29 protein-coding genes and 1 pseudogene are annotated in these 19,455 nt (G+C 49.7%); 27 read left to right on the forward strand and 3 right to left on the reverse strand.

What is annotated here, in order from left to right; all coding sequences use genetic code 11:
* Window positions 1–2 precede the first annotated feature (2 nt).
* Entirely contained in the window at window positions 3–572 is a 570-nt protein-coding gene (locus BEA93_RS08450) for a phage repressor protein CI (protein ID WP_053270942.1), read from the reverse strand.
* Between the two features lie 145 nt (window positions 573–717).
* On the opposite strand from BEA93_RS08450, the gene BEA93_RS08455 reads away from it, so the two are divergent.
* From BEA93_RS08455 to BEA93_RS25665, 15 genes and pseudogenes are all read left to right on the forward strand, one after another.
* A complete protein-coding gene (locus tag BEA93_RS08455) occupies window positions 718–921 on the forward strand; it encodes a hypothetical protein (RefSeq protein ID WP_000188450.1) in 204 nt (67 codons plus the stop codon).
* A gap of 64 nt (window positions 922–985) precedes the next feature.
* Entirely contained in the window at window positions 986–1,495 is a 510-nt protein-coding gene (locus tag BEA93_RS08460) for a phage regulatory CII family protein (RefSeq protein WP_000460895.1), read from the forward strand.
* A gap of 7 nt (window positions 1,496–1,502) precedes the next feature.
* Window positions 1,503–1,658, forward strand: a pseudogene (locus BEA93_RS25655) (phage filamentation protein Fil family protein); the annotation flags it as partial.
* 11 nt (window positions 1,659–1,669) lie between these two features.
* On the forward strand, window positions 1,670–1,894 hold the full coding sequence (locus BEA93_RS26210) for a hypothetical protein (RefSeq protein ID WP_021576389.1): 225 nt from the start codon (window positions 1,670–1,672) through the stop codon (window positions 1,892–1,894).
* A 22-nt stretch (window positions 1,895–1,916) separates the two neighbouring features.
* Window positions 1,917–2,258, forward strand: coding sequence for a DUF5347 family protein (locus BEA93_RS08470; RefSeq protein WP_000996713.1), 342 nt, complete (start codon window positions 1,917–1,919; stop codon window positions 2,256–2,258).
* 67 nt (window positions 2,259–2,325) lie between these two features.
* Window positions 2,326–2,559, forward strand: a complete 234-nt coding sequence (locus BEA93_RS08475) for a DUF2732 family protein (protein ID WP_001244214.1) — start codon at window positions 2,326–2,328, stop codon at window positions 2,557–2,559.
* Window positions 2,559–2,786 carry a TraR/DksA family transcriptional regulator gene (locus BEA93_RS08480; RefSeq protein WP_000752620.1) on the forward strand — a complete coding sequence of 76 codons (228 nt, stop codon included), beginning with the start codon at window positions 2,559–2,561 and terminating at the stop codon, window positions 2,784–2,786. The genes BEA93_RS08475 and BEA93_RS08480 overlap by 1 nt, the downstream gene beginning before the upstream one ends.
* Complete coding sequence (locus BEA93_RS08485; protein ID WP_105224606.1) at window positions 2,783–3,085, forward strand: DUF3850 domain-containing protein; 303 nt, start codon at window positions 2,783–2,785, stop codon at window positions 3,083–3,085. The genes BEA93_RS08480 and BEA93_RS08485 overlap by 4 nt, the downstream gene beginning before the upstream one ends.
* A complete protein-coding gene (locus BEA93_RS08490) occupies window positions 3,082–3,939 on the forward strand; it encodes a DNA adenine methylase (RefSeq protein ID WP_105224605.1) in 858 nt (285 codons plus the stop codon). Before BEA93_RS08485 ends, BEA93_RS08490 begins: the two co-directional genes overlap by 4 nt.
* Window positions 3,936–6,350: a replication endonuclease gene (locus tag BEA93_RS08495; RefSeq protein ID WP_105224604.1), complete on the forward strand. Its 2,415-nt coding sequence runs from the start codon at window positions 3,936–3,938 to the stop codon at window positions 6,348–6,350. Before BEA93_RS08490 ends, BEA93_RS08495 begins: the two co-directional genes overlap by 4 nt.
* A gap of 152 nt (window positions 6,351–6,502) precedes the next feature.
* Window positions 6,503–6,691, forward strand: coding sequence for a hypothetical protein (locus tag BEA93_RS08500; RefSeq protein WP_001154434.1), 189 nt, complete (start codon window positions 6,503–6,505; stop codon window positions 6,689–6,691).
* Window positions 6,692–6,701: 10 nt separating this feature from the next.
* The gene (locus BEA93_RS08505; protein WP_001217575.1) at window positions 6,702–6,935 is read left to right on the forward strand and encodes a DinI-like family protein; all 234 of its coding nucleotides are present in this window, start codon (window positions 6,702–6,704) and stop codon (window positions 6,933–6,935) included.
* Between the two features lie 414 nt (window positions 6,936–7,349).
* On the forward strand, window positions 7,350–8,432 hold the full coding sequence (locus BEA93_RS08510; RefSeq protein WP_001513123.1) for an AAA family ATPase: 1,083 nt from the start codon (window positions 7,350–7,352) through the stop codon (window positions 8,430–8,432).
* Window positions 8,425–9,534: a hypothetical protein gene (locus BEA93_RS25660; protein WP_236942056.1), complete on the forward strand. Its 1,110-nt coding sequence runs from the start codon at window positions 8,425–8,427 to the stop codon at window positions 9,532–9,534. The genes BEA93_RS08510 and BEA93_RS25660 overlap by 8 nt, the downstream gene beginning before the upstream one ends.
* A gap of 55 nt (window positions 9,535–9,589) precedes the next feature.
* The gene (locus BEA93_RS25665; RefSeq protein ID WP_336596021.1) at window positions 9,590–10,618 is read left to right on the forward strand and encodes a S8 family peptidase; all 1,029 of its coding nucleotides are present in this window, start codon (window positions 9,590–9,592) and stop codon (window positions 10,616–10,618) included.
* Window positions 10,619–10,656: 38 nt separating this feature from the next.
* Here BEA93_RS25665 and BEA93_RS08520 read toward each other — a convergent pair whose 3' ends face one another.
* The gene (locus BEA93_RS08520) at window positions 10,657–11,706 is read right to left on the reverse strand and encodes a phage portal protein (protein ID WP_024008951.1); all 1,050 of its coding nucleotides are present in this window, start codon (window positions 11,704–11,706) and stop codon (window positions 10,657–10,659) included.
* Window positions 11,706–13,472: a terminase ATPase subunit family protein gene (locus BEA93_RS08525; protein WP_001579969.1), complete on the reverse strand. Its 1,767-nt coding sequence runs from the start codon at window positions 13,470–13,472 to the stop codon at window positions 11,706–11,708. Before BEA93_RS08525 ends, BEA93_RS08520 begins: the two co-directional genes overlap by 1 nt.
* A 142-nt stretch (window positions 13,473–13,614) precedes the next feature.
* On the opposite strand from BEA93_RS08525, the gene BEA93_RS08530 reads away from it, so the two are divergent.
* From BEA93_RS08530 to BEA93_RS08585, 12 genes are all read left to right on the forward strand, one after another.
* On the forward strand, window positions 13,615–14,448 hold the full coding sequence (locus BEA93_RS08530; protein ID WP_024008952.1) for a GPO family capsid scaffolding protein: 834 nt from the start codon (window positions 13,615–13,617) through the stop codon (window positions 14,446–14,448).
* Window positions 14,449–14,464: 16 nt separating this feature from the next.
* Complete coding sequence (locus BEA93_RS08535) at window positions 14,465–15,523, forward strand: phage major capsid protein, P2 family (protein WP_000742525.1); 1,059 nt, start codon at window positions 14,465–14,467, stop codon at window positions 15,521–15,523.
* A 3-nt stretch (window positions 15,524–15,526) separates the two neighbouring features.
* On the forward strand, window positions 15,527–16,177 hold the full coding sequence (locus tag BEA93_RS08540; RefSeq protein ID WP_024008953.1) for a phage terminase small subunit: 651 nt from the start codon (window positions 15,527–15,529) through the stop codon (window positions 16,175–16,177).
* 95 nt (window positions 16,178–16,272) lie between these two features.
* On the forward strand, window positions 16,273–16,737 hold the full coding sequence (locus BEA93_RS08545) for a head completion/stabilization protein (protein WP_016531513.1): 465 nt from the start codon (window positions 16,273–16,275) through the stop codon (window positions 16,735–16,737).
* Window positions 16,737–16,940 (forward strand): tail protein X, encoded by a 204-nt coding sequence (locus BEA93_RS08550; RefSeq protein WP_024008954.1) that lies wholly within the window; start codon window positions 16,737–16,739, stop codon window positions 16,938–16,940. The genes BEA93_RS08545 and BEA93_RS08550 overlap by 1 nt, the downstream gene beginning before the upstream one ends.
* A gap of 3 nt (window positions 16,941–16,943) precedes the next feature.
* The gene (locus BEA93_RS08555) at window positions 16,944–17,159 is read left to right on the forward strand and encodes an HP1 family phage holin (RefSeq protein WP_000171568.1); all 216 of its coding nucleotides are present in this window, start codon (window positions 16,944–16,946) and stop codon (window positions 17,157–17,159) included.
* Window positions 17,140–17,652 (forward strand): lysozyme, encoded by a 513-nt coding sequence (locus tag BEA93_RS08560; RefSeq protein ID WP_001069909.1) that lies wholly within the window; start codon window positions 17,140–17,142, stop codon window positions 17,650–17,652. Before BEA93_RS08555 ends, BEA93_RS08560 begins: the two co-directional genes overlap by 20 nt.
* Before the next feature lies 1 nt (window position 17,653).
* The gene (locus tag BEA93_RS08565) at window positions 17,654–18,031 is read left to right on the forward strand and encodes a DNZ54_00345 family protein (protein ID WP_000727851.1); all 378 of its coding nucleotides are present in this window, start codon (window positions 17,654–17,656) and stop codon (window positions 18,029–18,031) included.
* Window positions 18,028–18,456: an Rz-like lysis system protein LysB gene (lysB, locus tag BEA93_RS08570; RefSeq protein WP_024008955.1), complete on the forward strand. Its 429-nt coding sequence runs from the start codon at window positions 18,028–18,030 to the stop codon at window positions 18,454–18,456. Before BEA93_RS08565 ends, lysB begins: the two co-directional genes overlap by 4 nt.
* Window positions 18,341–18,589, forward strand: a complete 249-nt coding sequence (gene lysC / locus BEA93_RS25670) for an Rz1-like lysis system protein LysC (protein ID WP_225089226.1) — start codon at window positions 18,341–18,343, stop codon at window positions 18,587–18,589. The genes lysB and lysC overlap by 116 nt, the downstream gene beginning before the upstream one ends.
* Window positions 18,552–18,983 (forward strand): phage tail protein, encoded by a 432-nt coding sequence (locus BEA93_RS08580; protein ID WP_021522005.1) that lies wholly within the window; start codon window positions 18,552–18,554, stop codon window positions 18,981–18,983. The genes lysC and BEA93_RS08580 overlap by 38 nt, the downstream gene beginning before the upstream one ends.
* The gene (locus tag BEA93_RS08585) at window positions 18,976–19,428 is read left to right on the forward strand and encodes a phage virion morphogenesis protein (protein WP_001682741.1); all 453 of its coding nucleotides are present in this window, start codon (window positions 18,976–18,978) and stop codon (window positions 19,426–19,428) included. The genes BEA93_RS08580 and BEA93_RS08585 overlap by 8 nt, the downstream gene beginning before the upstream one ends.
* Window positions 19,429–19,455: the final 27 nt, after the last annotated feature.

Consider the following 19,455-nt stretch of genomic DNA (forward strand, 5'->3'; position numbering starts at 1 on the left):
TATTACCTAACGTACTTAATTGTTAAACTTATAATTTTCCCAATTATTTCAACATCTTCTATCTTGCACTCGAAGGCTCTGTTTCCACCTTCAACGAAGATTCTTCCACCGGGTAAACGAGTAATGTCGCGGATTGTTATTTCGCCATCAATACTTATTACCCATTTACCATCACGTATATCATCAAATTCTTTATCACAAATAAATTCAGAATTGTTATCTGTGATGACAAAAGGTTTTTTAAACGTAGAGGGTAGAAATCCCTTATCAAAAATATAAAAACCGTCTTCACGCAAGGCACCATCAGATAATACATATTTAGCAACTTCCATAGTATTTGTATTACCTGAAGTTTGCTTTGAACCATTTCCAGTTGTGAGCCAATTAAGCGAGGTGCCCGTTTCAAGGGCGCACTGGATTACCCAATCTGCCGGAAAAATATCACGCATATAGCGCGTTGCCATGGTGCTCTTAGAAACACCTAAATGATCACAGAGAGCCTGACGGGTACCGAACCCATATGCTTCAACTAAACGTTCTATGGCTTTCTTACCGCCGCTATTGAAATCCACAAGTCCTCCAAAGAAATCCAAAATTCGTTGGCAGATTCCAAAAGCGATCTTAAAGTTGAACCAGAAGTGTTCTTTTGGAGCCTTCACTACTAATCACGACAAACAACGGCTCGCCACAAGCCATATCTAGAAGGAATGTTGCCTTATGACACCTAACATTTCAATTACTCTGAATACACCACATGTCACAATCGAACGTTATAGCGAACTGACTGGCCTTTCTATTGATACGATTAACGACATGTTGGCTGATGGCCGACTACCTCGTCATCGTCTTCGTAAAGACAAAAAACGTGAAAAGGTAATGATTAACCTGGCTGCTCTGACTGTTGATGCTTTGTCTGCTTAATAGACGTCTATTTTCGCAATAAGACGCTGAGTTCGATTTTGCGATAAGTTCGGAGTTGAAAACCATGTTTGATTACCAAGTTTCCAAACATCCACATTTTGATGAAGCCTGTCGTGCATTCGCGTTGCGCCACAACCTGGTGCAACTGGCAGAACGTGCTGGCATGAATGTGCAGATTCTGCGAAACAAGCTGAACCCAGCTCAACCTCATTTATTAACCGCACCAGAAATCTGGCTGCTTACCGATCTGACTGAAGATTCAACGCTGGTAGATGGTTTTCTGGCTCAGATTCACTGCCTGCCATGCGTACCGATTAATGAGGTAGCAAAAGAGAAACTGCCGCATTACGTCATGAGTGCAACCGCAGAGATCGGGCGTGTTGCTGCTGGTGCGGTATCTGGTGATGTGAAAACCAGCACAGGTCGTCGTGATGCTATCAGCAGCATTAACTCTGTAACACGACTGATGGCGCTGGCTGCTGTTTCATTGCAGGCCCGTTTACAGGCTAATCCTGCGATGGCGAGTGCAGTTGATACCGTGACTGGCCTCGGTGCTTCATTCGGTTTGCTGTGAGGTGCTTATGCTGACGAAAGAACCATCATTTGCATCGCTGCTGGTAAAACAAAGCCCGGCAATGCACTACGGTCACGGCTGGATCATGGGTGAGGATGGTAAACGCTGGCATCCGTGCCGTTCACAAGATGAATTGCTGTCTGAATTGACCACGGGGAAACGGAGAAAGTCAAAATGTATGCAGCGGAAAGTGAAGTGGTTTATCAGTTTCGTTACAGAGGGGAGAGTTATTCAGTACCTGAAGATGATTTGCTCTGTTGTTATCCGTCGTTGTCGGGCGATGGCAGTTACTTTTTCACGCTAAAGGATGGGACGTTTTTACGGGGAGAGCAGGTTAAAGAGATGATACGAAAAAATATATCTCCTCTTGAGCGTTACCGTAAGAACAAAGAGCGATAGTTGCGTTTTGGGGATATGAATTATGGCAATTAATGGCGCTGCGGCGACTGTTCCATTAAGCCCAGGTGAACGCCTGAATGGACTTAATCATATTGCGGAATTAAGGGCGAAAGTATTTGGCCTGAATATTGAGTCAGAGCTTGAGCGGTTTATTAAAGATATACGTGATCCACGGGATGTTAATTATGAACGAAATAAACGGGCACTGGCTGCTATATTCTTTATAGCAAAAATTCCAGCTGAACGTCATAGCATCAGCATTAATGAGCTGACCACTGACGAAAAGCGGGAGTTGATTAAAGTAATGAATCATCTTCGTGCAGTGGTGAGCTTATTTCCCAGACGGCTAGCCATGCCGAATTAACCAATTAATGAAATTCATGGCGTAAACCCGCCGGGCATTCCTTTATCTAAATTCAGGAGAATTGATTATGCGTAATATTGAAACCCTCTCGACTAAAACCGGACCGGATGACGCAGGACTTAATATTTTACTGACAGAGGCTCGTCTGGAAGAACGTCGGGCAAGGGCTGAGGCAATGGCTGCCCGCCTTGATAGCCTTGCGTGTCATATTACATCCCGCCAGCTAAACCACGTCGAAGCAGCAGAACTGCTGCGTGTGACCGCTGAAGCAATCCAGAACGAAGCGCAGGAGGTCCACTAATGGCTGATGCAATGGATCTCGTACAGCAGCGCGTTGAAGAAGAACGCCAGCGCCATATCCGTGCTGCCCGTACCAAAACGCCGGGCGTATCCCGCGTACTTTGCATTGAATGTGAAGCACCAATTCCGCCAGCACGACGCCGCGCCATTCCGGGTGTGCAGCTTTGCATTACCTGTCAGGAAATCGCAGAGCTGAAAGGCAAGCACTACAACGGAGGTGCTGTATGACAAGGGCAGTGCGTATCCATCAATTAAAAATTGCACCTAAGTATTTCAACGCTGTGGTTGCAGGTCAAAAGACGGCTGAACTTCGTAAAGACGATCGTGGCTATAAAGTTGGTGATGTTCTTTCTCTTTGCGAATGGAAGCATGGCGTATTTACGGGTAGGGAATGGGCCGCTGTTATCTCTCATGTGCTTCCGGTTAATGACGTCATGTCAGTTTCAGAACAATGGGTGATGCTATCAATTCGCCCATTAACCCCATTAGAAGCTTTAGGATATGTTATTGCAGGAGGTGCTGTATGAGCACCATCCTGAAATGGGCGGGAAATAAAACCGCCATTATGTCCGAACTGAAAAAACACCTTCCTGCTGGCCCGCGACTGGTTGAACCTTTCGCGGGTTCCTGTGCTGTGATGATGGAGACGGATTACCCCAGCTATCTGGTTGCGGATATTAATCCTGATTTAATCAACCTCTATAAAAAGGTTGCCGCTGATTGTGAATCGTTTATATCTCGCGCCAGAGTTTTATTTGAGATCGCAAACAGGGAGGTGGCTTATTACAACATAAGGCAGGAGTTTAATTACTCAACTGAAATTACTGATTTCATGAAAGCGGTATATTTCCTGTATCTCAATCGTCACGGTTACCGTGGTTTATGTCGCTATAACAAGAGCGGGCATTTCAACATTCCCTACGGTAATTATAAAAATCCGTATTTCCCTGAAAAAGAAATTCGCGCATTTGCAGAAAAAGCCCAGCGAGCAATGTTTATCTGCGCCAGCTTTGATGAAACGCTGGCGATGTTGAAGGCGGGGGATGTGGTGTATTGCGATCCGCCGTATGACGGTACGTTTTCCGGCTATCACACTGATGGTTTCACTGAAGATGACCAGTATCACCTGGCATCCGTTCTTGAACATCGGTCATCAGAAGGACATCCGGTCATTGTTTCTAACAGTGACACATCCCTGATCCGTTCGCTGTATCGCAATTTTACTCACCACTATATCAAGGTAAAACGCAGCATCGGTGTGGCAGCTGGCGAGGGTAAATCAGCAACAGAAATCATTGCTGTTTCCGGGCCGCGCTGCTGGGTGGGATTTGATTATTCGCGTGGCGTGGATAGTTCTGCCGTGTACGGAGTGCGTGCATGAGCCATGCTGATATGAACAACTGCAGCGGCTTTAACGAGGCCGCCGCAGCATTCTCATGGAACAGCCCGAAAAAGGCGATTAACCCTTATCTGGACCCGGCGGAAGTTGCGCCGGTTTCTGCGCTTTCAAACCTGATCACTCTGTACGCTGCCGATAACAAGCAGGAACAACTGCGCCGCGAGGCACTGAGTGATCAGGTCTGGGAGCGTTATTTCTTTAATGAATCCCGTGATCCTGTCCAGCGCGAAATGGAGCAGGATAAGCTCATTAGCCGGGCAAAGCTGGTGCATGAGCAGCAGCGTTTTAATCCGGACATGGTCATACTGGCGGACGTTAACGCCCAGCCTTCCCATATCAGCAAGCCGCTGATGCAACGTATTGAATACTTCAGCAGCCTGGGCAGGCCAAAGGCTTATTCCCGCTATTTGCGTGAGACGATTAAACCATGTCTGGAACGACTGGAGCATGTACGCGACAGCCAGCTATCTGCATCTTTTCGTTTTATGGCAAGCCATGAAGGGCTGGACGGCCTGCTGATCTTGCCTGAAATGAGTCAGGATCAGGTGAAGCGCCTGTCTACCCTTGTTGCCGCGCATATGAGCATGTGCCTTGATGCAGCTTGTGGTGATTTGTATGCCACCGATGACGTTAAGCCAGAAGAAATCCGCAAGACATGGGAAAGGGTGGCGGCGGAAACCCTGCGTCTGGATGTCATCCCTCCTGCGTTTGAGCAACTCCGCCGGAAAAGAAACCGCCGTAAACCCGTACCCTATGAACTCATTCCGGGTTCGCTGGCGCGTATGTTGTGCGCCGACTGGTGGTATCGGAAATTATGGAAGATGCGTTGCGAATGGCGGGAAGAGCAGTTGCGTGCTGTTTGCCTGGTCAGCAAAAAAGCATCTCCCTATGTCAGCTATGAAGCCGTGATGCATAAACGTGAGCAGCGCCGTAAGTCGCTGGAGTTTTTCCGTTCTCATGAACTGGTGAACGAAGACGGCGACACGCTGGATATGGAGGACGTGGTAAACGCCAGTAGTAGCAACCCGGCGCATCGCCGCAATGAGATGATGGCATGTGTTAAAGGTCTGGAGCTTATCGCGGAAATGCGCGGTGACTGCGCCGTTTTCTACACCATCACCTGTCCGTCACGTTTCCATTCCACGCTAAATAACGGCAGGCCCAACCCGACTTGGACAAATGCGACGGTAAGACAAAGCAGTGATTATCTGGTCGGCATGTTTGCTGCATTTCGTAAGGCGATGTACAAAGCCGGATTGCGCTGGTATGGCGTGCGGGTGGCTGAGCCGCATCATGACGGTACAGTTCACTGGCACCTGTTGTGTTTTATGCGCAAAAAAGATCGCCGCGCCATTACTGCTTTGTTGCGTAAGTTTGCCATTCGTGAAGACCGCGAGGAGCTGGGTAATAACACAGGACCACGCTTTAAGTCTGAGCTGATAAACCCGCGCAAAGGTACACCAACAAGCTACATCGCGAAATACATCAGTAAGAACATTGACGGGCGTGGTCTGGCTGGCGAGATCAGCAAGGAAACGGGTAAATCTCTGCGTGATAACGCTGAATACGTTAATGCCTGGGCGTCTCTGCATCGTGTTCAGCAATTCCGCTTCTTTGGCATTCCGGGGCGTCAGGCTTACCGTGAACTGCGATTGCTGGCTGGTCAGGCGGCAAGGCAACAGGGTGACAAAAAAGCAGGTGCGCCGGTACTGGATAACCCGCGCCTTGATGCCATTCTGGCTGCAGCTGATGCTGGTTGCTTTGCCACCTACATCATGAAGCAGGGCGGCGTACTGGTTCCCCGTAAATATCACCTCATCAGAACCGCTTATGAAATCAACGAAGAGCCGACCGCCTATGGCGATCACGGTATTCGTATTTATGGCATCTGGTCACCCATTGCAGAGGGCAAGATCTGCACTCATGCAGTGAAGTGGAAAATGGTCCGTAAAGCCGTTGACGTTCAGGAGGCGGCAGCCGACCAGGGCGCTTGCGCCCCTTGGACTCGTGGCAATAACTGTCCCCTTGCTGAAAATTTGAACCAACAAGGGAAAGACAAATCAGCTGATGGGGATATCAGAACGGACATTACCCGCATGGATGACAAGGAGTTGCACGAATACCTGCACAGTATGAGCAAAAAAGAGCGCCGGGAACTGGCTGCAAGGTTACGCCTGGTGAAACCGAAACGGCGTAAAGACTACAAACAGCGAATTACAGACCATCAGCGACAGCAGCTCGTCTATGAACTGAAGTCCAGAGGATTTGATGGCAGCGAGAAAGAGGTCTATTTACTCCTTCGTGGCGGCAGTATTCCGTCAGGAGCAGGCCTGCGTATCTTCTATCGGAACCAGCGTTTGCAGGAAGATGATAAGTGGCGGAACCTGTATTAATTACGCGGGTTAACAATTCGTGCTCTTAATAATACCAGGCATTTCAGGCTGATGAACGTAAAAAAACGTTTTACATCAGTAAGATTATTATATACTGTAAATATAAACAGTGGTTATGTATACAGTATTGCTTTGGTGTCATAGGAGGAAAGATGCAGGACTATTTTTTGGAGTCTTTGAAGCTCCAGCGCATTGATTTTTTTCTTAAGCTTGTAGCGGCTAGTGAGTGTAGTGATGAAGAGAAGGGGCTGGCTCTGCAGTGGGTATCTGAATTGACTGATGAACTCATGGCAAAAATCAGAACCCACGAATACAACCGCTCAATGGATGTCATCAGTTGAGGTGACTTTTATGCGCATTGAAATAATGATCGATAAAGAGCAGAAGATTAGCCAGTCTACCCTGGACGCCCTTGAATCCGAGCTTTACCGCAATCTGCGCCCCCTGTATCCCAAAACGGTAATTCGCATTCGCAAAGGTAGCTCTAACGGTGTGGAACTAACCGGACTGCAACTGGACGAAGAAAGAAAACAAGTGATGAAAATTATGCAGAAGGTGTGGGAAGACGACAGCTGGCTGCATTAAGAAACGTTGCTGGCGTCTGAACTTGCTTCTGGCGTCAGCAAGGTTGAACAACGAGCCCTTGCGAGGCGTTAGCTCTGTAGTGCATGTCTATGCCGCATGAGATCGCATGATCGTTTGAGGATCGTTTTTGCTAAGGCCCGCCAGAACTGGCGGGCTTTTGCGTAGATCATGCAGGTGCATGAAAACCACTACATAAAGCGGGCAGGCGTGGCGGGGATACGAGCGCGCGCTGAAAAGGTTTAGCTAAATTTTTGTCGATAGGTGGTTTTAGTTGTTATACAAAAGTGTCACTGGTTTTGTTTTGAGCATTTGTGGTGCTAAAAATATTTTTTTTGGTTCAAAATTACCTTAAAAAGGTTTTTTTGGTGTATGATTGTTTGAAAAGTGGTTCGGTTTTGCCATAAGGGTGGTTAGATGATAAACGTTACAAACGAAATGCTCATTGATGTTGTCAGTGATGCTCTTACCGGGAAGAGGGAAAGTCTCCTCATGCGGTTGCGGATTATGGCAAAAAAACTAAAAAAAGAATCTCCTGAATTAGCGGGTAAATTAGAAGATTTACTTATTAATACAGGTGGCGCAATTGCAGTCGAAAGGGCTAATCCAGTTGTTCCTAAAATAACACCTGTTGATGCGGATACAAGACAAAAGCTGCTAGTTGAAACATATCCTGTGGTCATTGATGTTGAACCTGTTTGGCCAACAAAAACTGATGTTCAACTGAATCGATTTGTGGCTGAGTGGGAAATGAAAGAACGCCTTTATAAAGAAGGGTTGCATCCGTCCAAATCTCTTCTTATGGGAGGACCACCCGGTGTGGGGAAGACTTTGGCTGCAAAGTGGCTCGCTTTTAAACTCGATATGCCATTGTTAACATTAGATCTCGCAAGTGTAATGAGTAGCTACTTGGGGAAAACGGGTAATAATATTAAGGCAGTCCTCAATTATGCTTCGTCATTCCCTTGTGTACTGCTTCTTGACGAATTTGATGCGATTGCTAAAAAAAGGGATGATGCAACAGATGTTGGAGAACTAAAAAGATTAGTTACAGTATTATTGCAAGCAATTGATGAATGGCCAAATACGTCTGTTCTTATAGCAGCAACTAACCATGCGGAGCTGCTTGATCCTGCTGCATGGAGAAGATTCGATCGAGTTATTGATTTTGAATATCCAACACAAGACCTAATGAGAAGATATCTCTGTTCTAAAAATATTGGAGATAGCTTATCGTACTATATTGCTACAAAACTCGAAAAAGTTTCATATGCAGTTCTTGAGAGAGCTATAAATCAAGCTAAAAGAAATGCCATTATAGAAGATATTCCTTTAAGTTCAGCTTTAATTGATGAGTTGTTAGATGGCGTGTCACTTGATGATGTTATAAAAAACATGTCAAACAACAATGTATCACAAAGAAAAATCGCTTTAGATTTGGGGATTTCAAGGTCACAAGTACGTAAGGTTTTGACGGTTGAGGATGAAGACAATGAATGATAAAAATATGCTTCTTGGCTATGGTGAAACACTAACTAACCCTGTTAAACTTAACAGAGGTGGAGGTGAAAAGAATAAACCTTACTCTTATTCAGAAAATAAACCAGTGATATCTGCTCAACTGGAAGAGTTGATTGAGGAAATTAATACCCTTCCATTGTTAGCAATGCCTGAAGGTAAGGCTGTAGCAAAATTTGTTTTGCATCCGGCATTCTTAGCAAAAAGTTATTTTCCAGTAAGTCTTTTTGAGCGATTTTCCCTAGAAAGCATAGGCAGTAAGGCTGTAAAAGTAAAACCTAGAAAAGATATTAAAAAAAGAGGGCGAAAAGAGGAATACACTACAGCGTGTATTTATGTTTCTGGCAAAAAAGAAAGTTTTCAATCATTCTTAGACTCTGTAAATCAAGATACCCTAACGAAAGGGCAGCAAAATGATTTTGTCACCTTAGAAAATATTTCAATACTGGAAGTTTCAGATAAAGTAAAAACGATTAATAGCAATGAAGTTATGAGTATTGAGGTCGCCTTACATACTCCTGATACAATTTCCTCTATTGTCGATAGTTTTGAAGTTTTTGCTTCGCAAAATGGTGCTGTTATAGATAAGGCAAGAAGTATAAAGGTTAAGGGGCTAACCTTTATGCCTATTAAGGCTAGTAAAGATGTAGCTTTAAAAGTTGCAGAGTTTTCATTTCTCAGGACTTTGAGAGAACTTCCTGAATTAAGGCTAAGTGAGCCTGTTATATCACGTTCTGTGATTCAAACATCTAACCTTAGTTTACCATCTGAAGGAGCGGTAAACCCACACATAAAGGTTGCCATATTCGATGGTGGATTGGGGATCGATGATTTCAATCCTTGGGTAACAGAGTACACTTTCAACGGTAATGCTAGTACTAATGCAAAACTTCTTTCTCATGGACAGGATGTCACCTCTACTGTGTTATTTGGTGTTCTTGGCTCTGAAACGGAAAAATTAAGTGTTCCTTATTGTAATATTGACCATTATCGTGTACTGGATTCTAATGTTAATAACTCAGATGTCGATCTTTTTGACGTTCTGATCCGTATTAAAAGTGTATTAGAACAAAAAAAAATATGATTATATCAATCTGAGCTTAGGACCTAGATTACCTGTTGATGACGATGACGTGCATGTGTGGACCTCAACTCTTGAGGAGATACTTGCATCAGGAGAAACACTTTGTACTGTCGCGGTTGGAAATGATGGTCAGCTGCCTGCCAAGTTAAATCGAATTCAACCACCTGCTGATTTAGTTAATGGTCTGTCAGTAGGTGCAGCAACCTCTTTATCTGATAGTTGGGAAAGATGTTCTTACAGTTGTATTGGTCCTGGACGAAGCCCTGGCTTTGTGAAGCCTGATGGAGTTGCATTTGGAGGACATTCTGATGAGCCATTCCAGGTATACAGCCCTATGGTTAATGGTCTTGCCCGCACTGCGGGGACTAGCTTTTCAGCTCCATTAGTCCTGAGGCAAGCAATCGCGTTAAGTGCTTCTCTAAATTACAACATTACACCACTTACGGCTAAAGCTCTGCTTATACATCATGCGGAGAGCAATAATATCAATCGTGCTGAAGTTGGTTGGGGACGATTTCCTCATGATCTTAGTGAAGTAATATTTTGTGATGATGATGAAGTTAAAGTTATATATCAAGGTACTTTAAAACCATCACAACACATGCGAGCACCTATTCCGTTTCCAGATGTACCTATGCGTGGATGTGTAAATTTAAGAGCGACATTCTGCTTTTCCAGTCCTGTAGATGCGGAACATCCTTTGAATTATACAAGAAGCGGTCTAGAAGTAACCATGAGAAAAGGTGTTTCAGATAGTTCCGGGTTAACGTTTCCTCTTTTTAATCTAAAAAATGTTTATGCAGATGAAAATGAGCAACGTGTTGATGCACATAAATGGGAGACTACGTTAAGAAGTGAACACAAATTTAAACCGAATGAGCTGACAAACCCATGCTTTGATATTATCTACTATGGTAGAGACTGTGGTATGCCTATTGATGTTGACGAGTTAGAAGAACTACCATATGTTCTTGTCGTGACTTTATCTGCTGAAGAAATGCCGGATTTATATAACCTAATTAGGCAGAAATATCAAACCTTACAGCCTATCCAAGTTCAACAGCAAATTATGTTACGTACTTAACAATGTGGAGGGGTTCCCCCTCCTTTATTAAGCTTTATCTATGTTGATTGTGGGTCATCGTTTATTAAGTTATATTTTTCAAAATGGATAATATTAATTCCTAACCATTCATTAAATTCCTGTAATCGTTTTTGTAAAGGCATTAATTCATTTCGAACAAACACTCGACTCGCCTTCTCTACATCTCCAAATCCTCCAACATTACTTGGCATAATCCCCATCATTTGCGGCGGCACACGGTGTGCCGCCATCATGTCGTCTCGGCTCACGTTCTTGATGTTCAGAAATTCATCCTTCGCTGCGACTTCTGACAGCGGGATGATCTGAAGCCCGTCCTTTTTGCCGTTAGGCGAGTACATAAACAGGTTGCGGAAGTTGCCTGGACCTTTGGCGCTTTTCATCGCGTTGCGGAGGTTGTTCACATCTTCCTGGTTCTGCGCGGCGTCGGTCATATACATGATGAAGCCAGCATGACTGCCGTTAATGTAATACTTTCGACGGAACAGCGTGGCGGACTCATTGAGCAGGGCGGACGGAATGGCAGAAAGATAGCCGGGCAAGCCGTAGATCTCCTGGTTAATGTCCGGTTCCATCAGATGAAAAATGCTGCCTTTCGTGAACTGATATGGCTGGGTTGTCATACCGTATTGCACAAACCAGTAGGTATCCAGGTCTAACCCGCGTCGGGTGTATTTTGCCAGCGCAGGCTCAAGGGCGATAACTTCACCGAAGCGGTTCGTGCGTTTCTCCAGGTAGGCGTTACCAAAAACCAGATAGTCCTGCACAAAACGCGAAAAAGCCTGCTGGCTGAGCAGCGGGTGAGGGATGTAGGTGCTGGTCAAAATGTTGCATTTCACCGCAATCGGTGAGCTGTGATGCACGGCGGCGCGGAAGGTTCGTGCCAGTCCGTCAAAGCTGACGGGCGGCTCATACCAGCGATCCATCTGTACGCATTCCACATAGTCCAGCAGTTCGCGGCGGTCCAGAACAGGAACGGGATCACCGAAGCTGAATGCTTCGGCTGAAGTCTGGCTTTTATGCTGGTTCTGGTTCGTCGACGCAGCGCGGTTCTTCTTACTCTTTCCCATCAAAAAATCTCCACAATATTGCTGGCATTGGCGGACTCGCCCTGCAGCGGTTCGTTAAACAGTGCGTGCATTGTTGCCCAGGCCAGATCGGCATGGCTGGCTTCTTCGCTGCGGCTGGCTTCATAGGTCGGGCGGTTGCCGCTGGCGGTGGTGGCGCGACGGATTGCCATGAATGACTGCGCAATGTCGGTGTGTCCGGCGTCAAATTCCAGGCGGCGGTGACTGATAATGTCGTAGGCCTTGAGTACCAGGGCGTTTTTAACGTTGGGGTTGTAGACAAACTCCCGGACGGCAGGAAAAAACGCTTTCACGTTCTCGTAAACCCCGTGACCGACGCCGGTCGAGTCGATGCCGATATAGGTCACGTTATACTGTTCGGTCAGTTTTTTGATGGCGTCAGCCTGGGCGCGGAAGTCCATTCCGCGCCACTGGTGACGCTCAAGAATGCGGAACTTACCGCCCGGCACGGCTGGCGGTGCCACCACCACGCATCCGGCGCTGTCGCCGTTCTGCGTACCTTTTGCCGGGTCATAACCGATCCACACTTCGCGCCAGCCAAACGGGCGCAGGGCCAGTGCATGAAAGTCGGTCCAGACTTCCCAACTGTCCACCATGCACGCCTGCAGCTCGCTGAGTGGGAACACGGACGCGAGATCGTCCACGAACTCACACATCAGCAGGTTCTGGTATTCGTCCGGGCTGTATTCCATGCGCAACTGGTCAAGGTCGAACAGGTTACAGCCGCCGCGCACCGCATCTTCTACGGTGACTATCTGGCGGTATTGCCCGTCTGCGCACAGCAGGCCGGGGGCCAGATTGCTGTGGGACAGGTCGATGTCCACCTTGTCGGCTTTGTTGCGTCCACGGTTGAACAGCGCACCGGACCAGAACGGATAAGCACTGTGGGTCAGGCTGGATGGCGTGGAAAAATAGGTTTGTCGCCATTTTTTGTGAATAGCCATACCGGAAGCCACTTTGCGCAGCTCCTGGAATTTCGGTATCCAGAAATATTCATCCAGATACAGGTTGCCGTGGTAACTCTGGGCAGTGCGGGCATTGGTGCCGAGGAAATACAGTGTGGCCCCGTTGGGAAGCACCATCGGATCGCCTTTCAGCTCCACTTCCACTTCTTTGGCGAAGTCGATGATGTACTGCTTAAAGACGTGCGCCTGTGCCTTACTGGCAGAAAGGAAAATCTGGTTACGTCCGGTTAGCAGGGCGTCAATCAGGGCTTCACGGGCAAAATAGAAGGTCGCGCCGATCTGGCGTGACTTCAGCAGGTTGCGGATGCGGTTGGTTTTTCCGGCTTCCCACCAGTGACGCTGGTAGTTGAACATGGAGGAATGGAAGATTTCTTCCAGCTTCTCAATCTGTTCATCGGTGAAAACATTCTTTTCAGGCTGACGGCGCGGGCCTTTGTTGCGGTTGGCGACGTTAGGGTTTAAGTCGGCTTCGTTGCCGCCATTGTTAAACTTGCCGATCCGCGCGTGGCGCTCAGACTGGCGCGCCAGCAGGTCAATCTCTTTGAAATCTTTCCCTTCTTTGTGCTCCTTCATAATGAGCTGGCAGTAGCGTGCGGCAGTGGTGAGCTGCATCTGATCCAGCGGCCCATAGTCACCCCACTTGTCGCGTTTTTTCCAGCTGTGAACGGTTGCAACTTTCTCGCCCAGCATTTCAGCAATGCGGGCTACGCGGTATCCCTGAAAGTACAGCAGCATGGCCTGCCGACGGGGATCGAGATCTGCGGGTGTCAGTGTGGTGTTCATGGCATAAACCTACAGCCTTGAATGACGGCTTTCCCCGCCTGCGGTTTGTGTGGTTGTCGGTACAAATACCGCGCATTGTTTCACTGCCCCCATCACCGCAACCATAAGGCTCCAGTAAGTTTTTTCTAACGGAGCACGGCTCATGACAGTGAAAGCAAAGCGTTTTCGCATCGGGGTGGAAGGTGCCACCACCGACGGACGCGAAATCCAGCGTGAATGGCTGGAACAGATGGCAGCCAGCTACAACCCGGCGGTGTATACCGCGCTGATTAACCTTGAGCACATCAAGTCTTATCTGCCGGACAGCACCTTTAACCGCTACGGCAAGGTGACGGCGCTGTTTGCTGAAGAAATCACGGAAGGTCCGCTGGCAGGCAAGATGGCGCTGTATGCCGACGTTGAGCCAACGGAGTCCCTGGTGGAACTGGTGAAAAAAGGCCAGAAATTATTCACCTCTATGGAAGTCAGCCCGAAGTTCGCTGATACGGGCAAAGCCTACCTGGTCGGCCTGGCTGCCACTGATGACCCTGCCAGTCTGGGTACGGAAATGCTGACATTCAGCGCCAGTGCAGCCCATAACCCACTGGCAAACCGCAAGCAGAATCCTGCCAATCTCTTTACCGCTGCAGAGGAAACGGTGATCGAACTGGAAGAAATCCAGGATGACAAACCGTCCCTGTTTGCCCGTGTCACGGCGCTGTTTACAAAAAAAGAGCAGTCCGACGATGCCCGGTTTTCTGATGTGCATAAGGCCGTGGAACTGGTCGCCACTGAGCAGCAAAACCTGAGTGTGCGCACCGAAAAATCCCTTTCTGAGCAGGAAGAACGTCTGTCTGAGCTGGAGACAGTTCTGCAGGCACAACAGGCCGCCTTTAACGAACTGGTGGACAAGCTGAGCCATGAAGACAGCCGCCAGGACTACCGCCAGCGTGCAACGGGCGGTAACGCCCCCGCTGACACTCTGACCAATTGCTGATGGAGCACAAAACCTGATGAAGAAGAATACCCGCTTTGCTTTTAACGCTTACCTGCAGCAGCTGGCGCGTCTGAACGGTGTGGCAGTTGAAGAACTGTCCAGCAAGTTCACCGTGGAGCCGTCTGTACAGCAGACGCTGGAAGACCAGATCCAGCAGTCCGCCGCTTTCCTGACGCTGATTAACGTCACGCCAGTGACTGAGCAGTCCGGTCAGCTGCTGGGGCTGGGTGTTGGCAGCACCATTGCCGGAACCACTGACACCACCGCGAAAGAGCGTGAACCTGTCGATCCGACGCTGATGGTCGATGTGGAATACAAATGCGAACAGACCAACTTTGACACAGTGCTGACCTACGCGAAGCTGGACCTGTGGGCGAAGTTTCAGGATTTCCAGGTGCGTATCCGTAACGCCATCGTGAAACGTCAGGCACTGGACCGCATCATGATCGGCTTTAACGGCGTGAAGCGTGCGAAAACCTCCAACCGCAGCGAAAACCCGCTGCTGCAGGATGTGAACAAAGGCTGGTTGCAGAAAATCCGTGAGGATGCACCGGATCACGTCATGGGCAGCACCACCACGGGCGGTGAAACCACACCGGGTGCGGTGAAAGTCGGGAAAGGTGGCGAATATGCCAACCTGGACGCCGTGGTGATGGATGCCGTTAACGAGCTTATCGACGTGGTCTATCAGGACGATGACGATCTGGTTGTGATTTGCGGTCGTGAACTGCTGTCTGACAAGTATTTCCCGCTGGTCAACAAAGAGCAGGAAAACAGTGAAAAACTGGCTGCCGATATGATCATCAGTCAGAAACGCATGGGTGGCCTGCAGGCCGTGCGTGCGCCGTTCTTCCCGCCGAATGCGCTGCTGATCACCCGTCTGGATAACCTGTCCATCTACTGGCAGGAAGACACCCGCCGTCGTTCGGTTATCGACAACCCAAAACGTGACCGGATTGAAAATTTTGAATCCGTTAACGAAGCCTATGTGGTTGAGGACTACCGCTGCGCTGCACTGGTGGAAAACATCCAGATTGGCGACTTCAGCGCAGCCGCAGCAGAAGCCGGAGCGTAATCCATGAGCCTGAGTCCCGCACGGCAGCATCGCCTGCGCGTTCAGGCTGAACAGGCCGCCCGCGAGGGCGGCAGTGTTCGCCACGCGTCGGGCTATGACCTGATGCTGCTGCAACTGGCGGAAGACCGCCGTCGTCTCAAGGGCGTTCAGTCCACGGTCAAAAAAGCGGAAATCAAAGTGGAGCTGCTGCCGAAGTACGCCGCCTGGGCGGAGGGTGTCCTGGCTGCCGGAGGCGCTCAACAGGATGACGTGCTGATGTACGTGATGCTGTGGCGCATTGATGCCGGAGATTATGCCGGGGCGCTGGAGATCGGGCGTCATGCCCTGCGTCATGGCTGGGTGATGCCGCTGGGTAATCGCAACGTGCAGACCGTGCTGGCAGAGGAAATGGCAGACGCCGCACAGAGCGCAATGCTTGCCGCCACCGGCTTTGATGTCGATCTGTTGCTGCAGACGCTGGAGCTGACAGACGGTCTGGATATGCCGGACCAGTCACGGGCGCGTCTGCATAAAGCGATTGGCGCGGTCCTGAGTGAAAGCAATCCGGCTTCCGCCCTTAATCATCTCAACCATGCGTTACAGCTCGATCCCCGCTGTGGCGTGAAAAAAGACAAACAGCAGCTGGAGCGCAGACTGCGCAATGACAGCTGCTGACAGAACGTGCCCCCGCGCACGGGCGGCACGGGGTGGCGAAAGGCACTGCTACATCAAAACCCCGTCCACCGCCCTCTATTTCAGGAGAAAGCAGCATGAAGTTTGTTGCGCCAGAACAGGCACCGGAACAGGCGGAAATCATCAGAAATACGCCGTTCTGGCCTGATGTGGACCTGTCGGAGTTTCGCAGTGTCATGCGCACTGACGGCACGGTGACGCAGCCGCGTTTAAAGCAGGTTGCGCTGTCGGCAATTTCGGAGGTCAACGCAGAGCTGTATGAGTTTCGCAGACGCCAGCAGATGCTGGGATATTCCTCGCTGGCAGAGGTTCCGGCTGAACAGCTGGACGGCAAAAGTGAGCGCATTCATCACTATTTCAACGCGGTTTACTGCTGGGCACGCGCCATGCTCAACGAGCGTTATCAGGACTATGACGCCACGGCATCCGGTGTGAAGCGGGGCGAGGAACTGGCGGAAGCAAGCGGTGATTTGTGGCGTGATGCCCGCTGGGCCATCAGCCGGGTGCAGGATGCGCCGCACTGCACAGTGGAGCTTATCTGATGAAAGTGCGTGCGTATCAGTATGACACGGTGGACGCGCTTTGCTGGCGTCATTACGGGCGCACGCAGGGTGTCACGGAGCAGGTACTGAAGGCAAATCCGGGGCTTGCCGAATTTGGCCCTTTTTTACCTCACGGGCTGCAGGTGGAGCTGCCGGACATTCCGACCACCACCACCGTGCAGACCGTCCAGCTATGGGACTGAATTATGACGCTTGAGCGAATCAGCGCCTTTATCACGTATTGCATCGCCGTTGTGCTGGCCTGGCTGGGCGATTTGTCCATCAAGGATGCCTCAACGCTGGGTGGCCTGATGATTGGTGTGCTGATGCTGGCTATCAACTGGTACTACAAACACAAAGCCTACCAGCTTCTGCGCGACGGGCAGATCTCGCGGGAGGACTATGAATCCATCAATCGTTAAACGCTGCCTTGTCGGGGCCGTGCTGGCTATTGCTGCAACGCTGCCGGGGTTTCAGCAACTTCACACCTCCGTGGAGGGGCTGAAACTGATTGCCGATTACGAAGGCTGTCGTCTGCAGCCGTATCAGTGCAGCGCGGGTGTCTGGACCGACGGCATTGGTAATACGTCGGGCGTCATTCCCGGCAAAACTATTACGGAACGACAGGCAGCAGAAGGGCTGATCTCCAACGTGCTGCGTGTGGAGCGGGCGCTGGAAAGGTGTGTGAAGCAACAGCCGCCGCAGAAGGTGTATGACGCTACGGTGTCGTTTGCCTTCAACGTGGGGACGGGCAATGCCTGCAGTTCCACGTTGGTTAAATTGCTCAACCAGCGGCGCTGGGCGGATGCGTGCCGACAGTTGCCGCGCTGGGTGTATGTAAAAGGTGTGTTTAATCAGGGGCTGGATAACCGCCGTGCGCGGGAGATGGCCTGGTGTTTACAGGGAGCAAACTGAAATGAAAAAGAAATTAATCAGCGGACTGTTTCTGATGTTATGGATGGCGCTGTTAATCGCAGCAATGGTGTATCCGCAGGGGATTTTTCCGGTACTGGCAGCGTCCGGCGTTTGGGTAGCCTGTTTGCTGACATGGGCGGTAATTCCGGTAGCACTGGCTGCGTTAATTAAGAATGGCCCGCTCTGGCAGGAGTTAAGGGCATCTTTGCTGAAGACAATTACCCGAAAAGAAAACGTATTTATCAGTTGGGTGATGCGATTGCTGATTGTCGTAAGTCTCGCCTGGACGGGGTGGGCTATTACCCTGGTCTTTTATCTGCTGACCGTTATTGCCTTCTGGATCACCCGTAATCAGATGGCGCAACAGGTAGCAGCATGAACCGGTTGCTGCTGGTTGTGCTGGCGTTATTACTGGCGGCGCTGGGCTGGCAGACGTGGCGGCTGGCTGATGCCAGCCAGACCATTAGCACGCAGGCAGACGAGCTGCAGAGCAAAAGTCAGGCACTGGCAAAGAGCAACAGCCAGCTTATTAGCCTGTCCATTCTGACTGAAACCAATAACCGGGAGCAGGCGCGGCTCTATGCCGAAGCAGAACAGACCAGCGCGCTGCTGAGACAACGACAACACCGGATCGAGGAACTGAAACGTGAGAACGAGGATTTACGCCGCTGGGCTGATACTCCTTTGCCTGCTGACATTATCCGGCTGCGGGAACGTTCGGCACTCACCGGAGGTGCAGCTTATCGTCAGTGGTTGTCCGCGAGTGACACCGTGTCGGCTGGATCAGGCAGCGCCGCGCACTAACGGTGATCTGAACGCGTTGTTGGATGAAACGGAGGCCGCCTGGGCGGTCTGTGCAGACAAAGTGGACATGATTATTGCGTGTCAGGAGCGAAACAGTGAACAAACCACAATCCCTGCGCCACGCCCTCAATAAAGCTGTGCCTTATGTCCGCAATAACCCGGACAAACTGCATCTGTTTGTGGATAACGGTTCGCTGGTTGCCACGGGGGCCAGCTCCATGTCATGGGAGTACCGTTACACCCTGAACGCGGTGATTGAGGATTTCAGCGGCGACCAGAATCTGCTGATGGCCCCGGTTTTGCTGTGGCTGAGGGATAACCAGCCCGATGCAATCAATAACCCGGTGTTACGGGAAAAGTTATTCACCTTTGAGGTGGATATTTTGCGCAACGATGTCTGTGATATCAGCCTTAACCTGCAACTGACGGAACGTGTGCTGGTCAGCACTGACGGCACTGTGTCCAGCGTTGAAGCTGTAGCGGAACCCGATGAACCTGAAGAAATGTGGACGGTGAAACGTGGCTGAACTGCAGAAGGTGGACGACTGGCTGAGTGCTTTGCTGGCGAATCTGGAACCAGCCGCAAGAAGCCGAATGATGCGCCAGCTGGCGCAGGAACTGCGCCGGACACAGCAGCAGAATATCAGGATGCAGCGCAATCCAGATGGCAGCAGTTATGAACCGCGCAGGGTAACAGCACGCAGCAAGAAGGGGCGCATCAAACGTCAGATGTTTGCAAAGCTGCGCACCACCAAATACCTGAAAACCGCCGCCAGCGCCGACTCTGCCAGCGTGCAGTTTGAAGGTAAGGTGCAGCGCATTGCGCGGGTTCACCATTACGGCCTGCGTGATCGCGTCAGTCGCAAAGGACCGGAGATCCGTTACGCAGAGCGCAAATTGTTGGGTTTCAGTTCAGTTTCAATAAACGTAGTCCATGATATTATATATTCGTGGATATCCAATTTAGATTGAAAGTTTGAAATGGCAGATGCTCTGCCA

The sequence above is a fragment of the Escherichia sp. MOD1-EC5950 genome (assembly GCF_002965345.1).
Classification (GTDB): domain Bacteria; phylum Pseudomonadota; class Gammaproteobacteria; order Enterobacterales; family Enterobacteriaceae; genus Escherichia; species Escherichia marmotae.

Coding starts and splice junctions, on each gene's coding strand:
- BEA93_RS08455 (WP_000188450.1), top strand. CDS start 718: ATGACACCTAACATTTCAATTACTCTGAATACACCACATGTCACAATC.
- BEA93_RS08460 (WP_000460895.1), top strand. CDS start 986: ATGTTTGATTACCAAGTTTCCAAACATCCACATTTTGATGAAGCCTGT.
- BEA93_RS26210 (WP_021576389.1), top strand. CDS start 1,670: ATGTATGCAGCGGAAAGTGAAGTGGTTTATCAGTTTCGTTACAGAGGG.
- BEA93_RS08470 (WP_000996713.1), top strand. CDS start 1,917: ATGGCAATTAATGGCGCTGCGGCGACTGTTCCATTAAGCCCAGGTGAA.
- BEA93_RS08475 (WP_001244214.1), top strand. CDS start 2,326: ATGCGTAATATTGAAACCCTCTCGACTAAAACCGGACCGGATGACGCA.
- BEA93_RS08480 (WP_000752620.1), top strand. CDS start 2,559: ATGGCTGATGCAATGGATCTCGTACAGCAGCGCGTTGAAGAAGAACGC.
- BEA93_RS08485 (WP_105224606.1), top strand. CDS start 2,783: ATGACAAGGGCAGTGCGTATCCATCAATTAAAAATTGCACCTAAGTAT.
- BEA93_RS08490 (WP_105224605.1), top strand. CDS start 3,082: ATGAGCACCATCCTGAAATGGGCGGGAAATAAAACCGCCATTATGTCC.
- BEA93_RS08495 (WP_105224604.1), top strand. CDS start 3,936: ATGAGCCATGCTGATATGAACAACTGCAGCGGCTTTAACGAGGCCGCC.
- BEA93_RS08500 (WP_001154434.1), top strand. CDS start 6,503: ATGCAGGACTATTTTTTGGAGTCTTTGAAGCTCCAGCGCATTGATTTT.
- BEA93_RS08505 (WP_001217575.1), top strand. CDS start 6,702: ATGCGCATTGAAATAATGATCGATAAAGAGCAGAAGATTAGCCAGTCT.
- BEA93_RS08510 (WP_001513123.1), top strand. CDS start 7,350: ATGATAAACGTTACAAACGAAATGCTCATTGATGTTGTCAGTGATGCT.
- BEA93_RS25660 (WP_236942056.1), top strand. CDS start 8,425: ATGAATGATAAAAATATGCTTCTTGGCTATGGTGAAACACTAACTAAC.
- BEA93_RS08520 (WP_024008951.1), bottom strand. CDS start 11,706: ATGGGAAAGAGTAAGAAGAACCGCGCTGCGTCGACGAACCAGAACCAG.
- BEA93_RS08525 (WP_001579969.1), bottom strand. CDS start 13,472: ATGAACACCACACTGACACCCGCAGATCTCGATCCCCGTCGGCAGGCC.
- BEA93_RS08530 (WP_024008952.1), top strand. CDS start 13,615: ATGACAGTGAAAGCAAAGCGTTTTCGCATCGGGGTGGAAGGTGCCACC.
- BEA93_RS08535 (WP_000742525.1), top strand. CDS start 14,465: ATGAAGAAGAATACCCGCTTTGCTTTTAACGCTTACCTGCAGCAGCTG.
- BEA93_RS08540 (WP_024008953.1), top strand. CDS start 15,527: ATGAGCCTGAGTCCCGCACGGCAGCATCGCCTGCGCGTTCAGGCTGAA.
- BEA93_RS08545 (WP_016531513.1), top strand. CDS start 16,273: ATGAAGTTTGTTGCGCCAGAACAGGCACCGGAACAGGCGGAAATCATC.
- BEA93_RS08550 (WP_024008954.1), top strand. CDS start 16,737: ATGAAAGTGCGTGCGTATCAGTATGACACGGTGGACGCGCTTTGCTGG.
- BEA93_RS08555 (WP_000171568.1), top strand. CDS start 16,944: ATGACGCTTGAGCGAATCAGCGCCTTTATCACGTATTGCATCGCCGTT.
- BEA93_RS08560 (WP_001069909.1), top strand. CDS start 17,140: ATGAATCCATCAATCGTTAAACGCTGCCTTGTCGGGGCCGTGCTGGCT.
- BEA93_RS08565 (WP_000727851.1), top strand. CDS start 17,654: ATGAAAAAGAAATTAATCAGCGGACTGTTTCTGATGTTATGGATGGCG.
- lysB (WP_024008955.1), top strand. CDS start 18,028: ATGAACCGGTTGCTGCTGGTTGTGCTGGCGTTATTACTGGCGGCGCTG.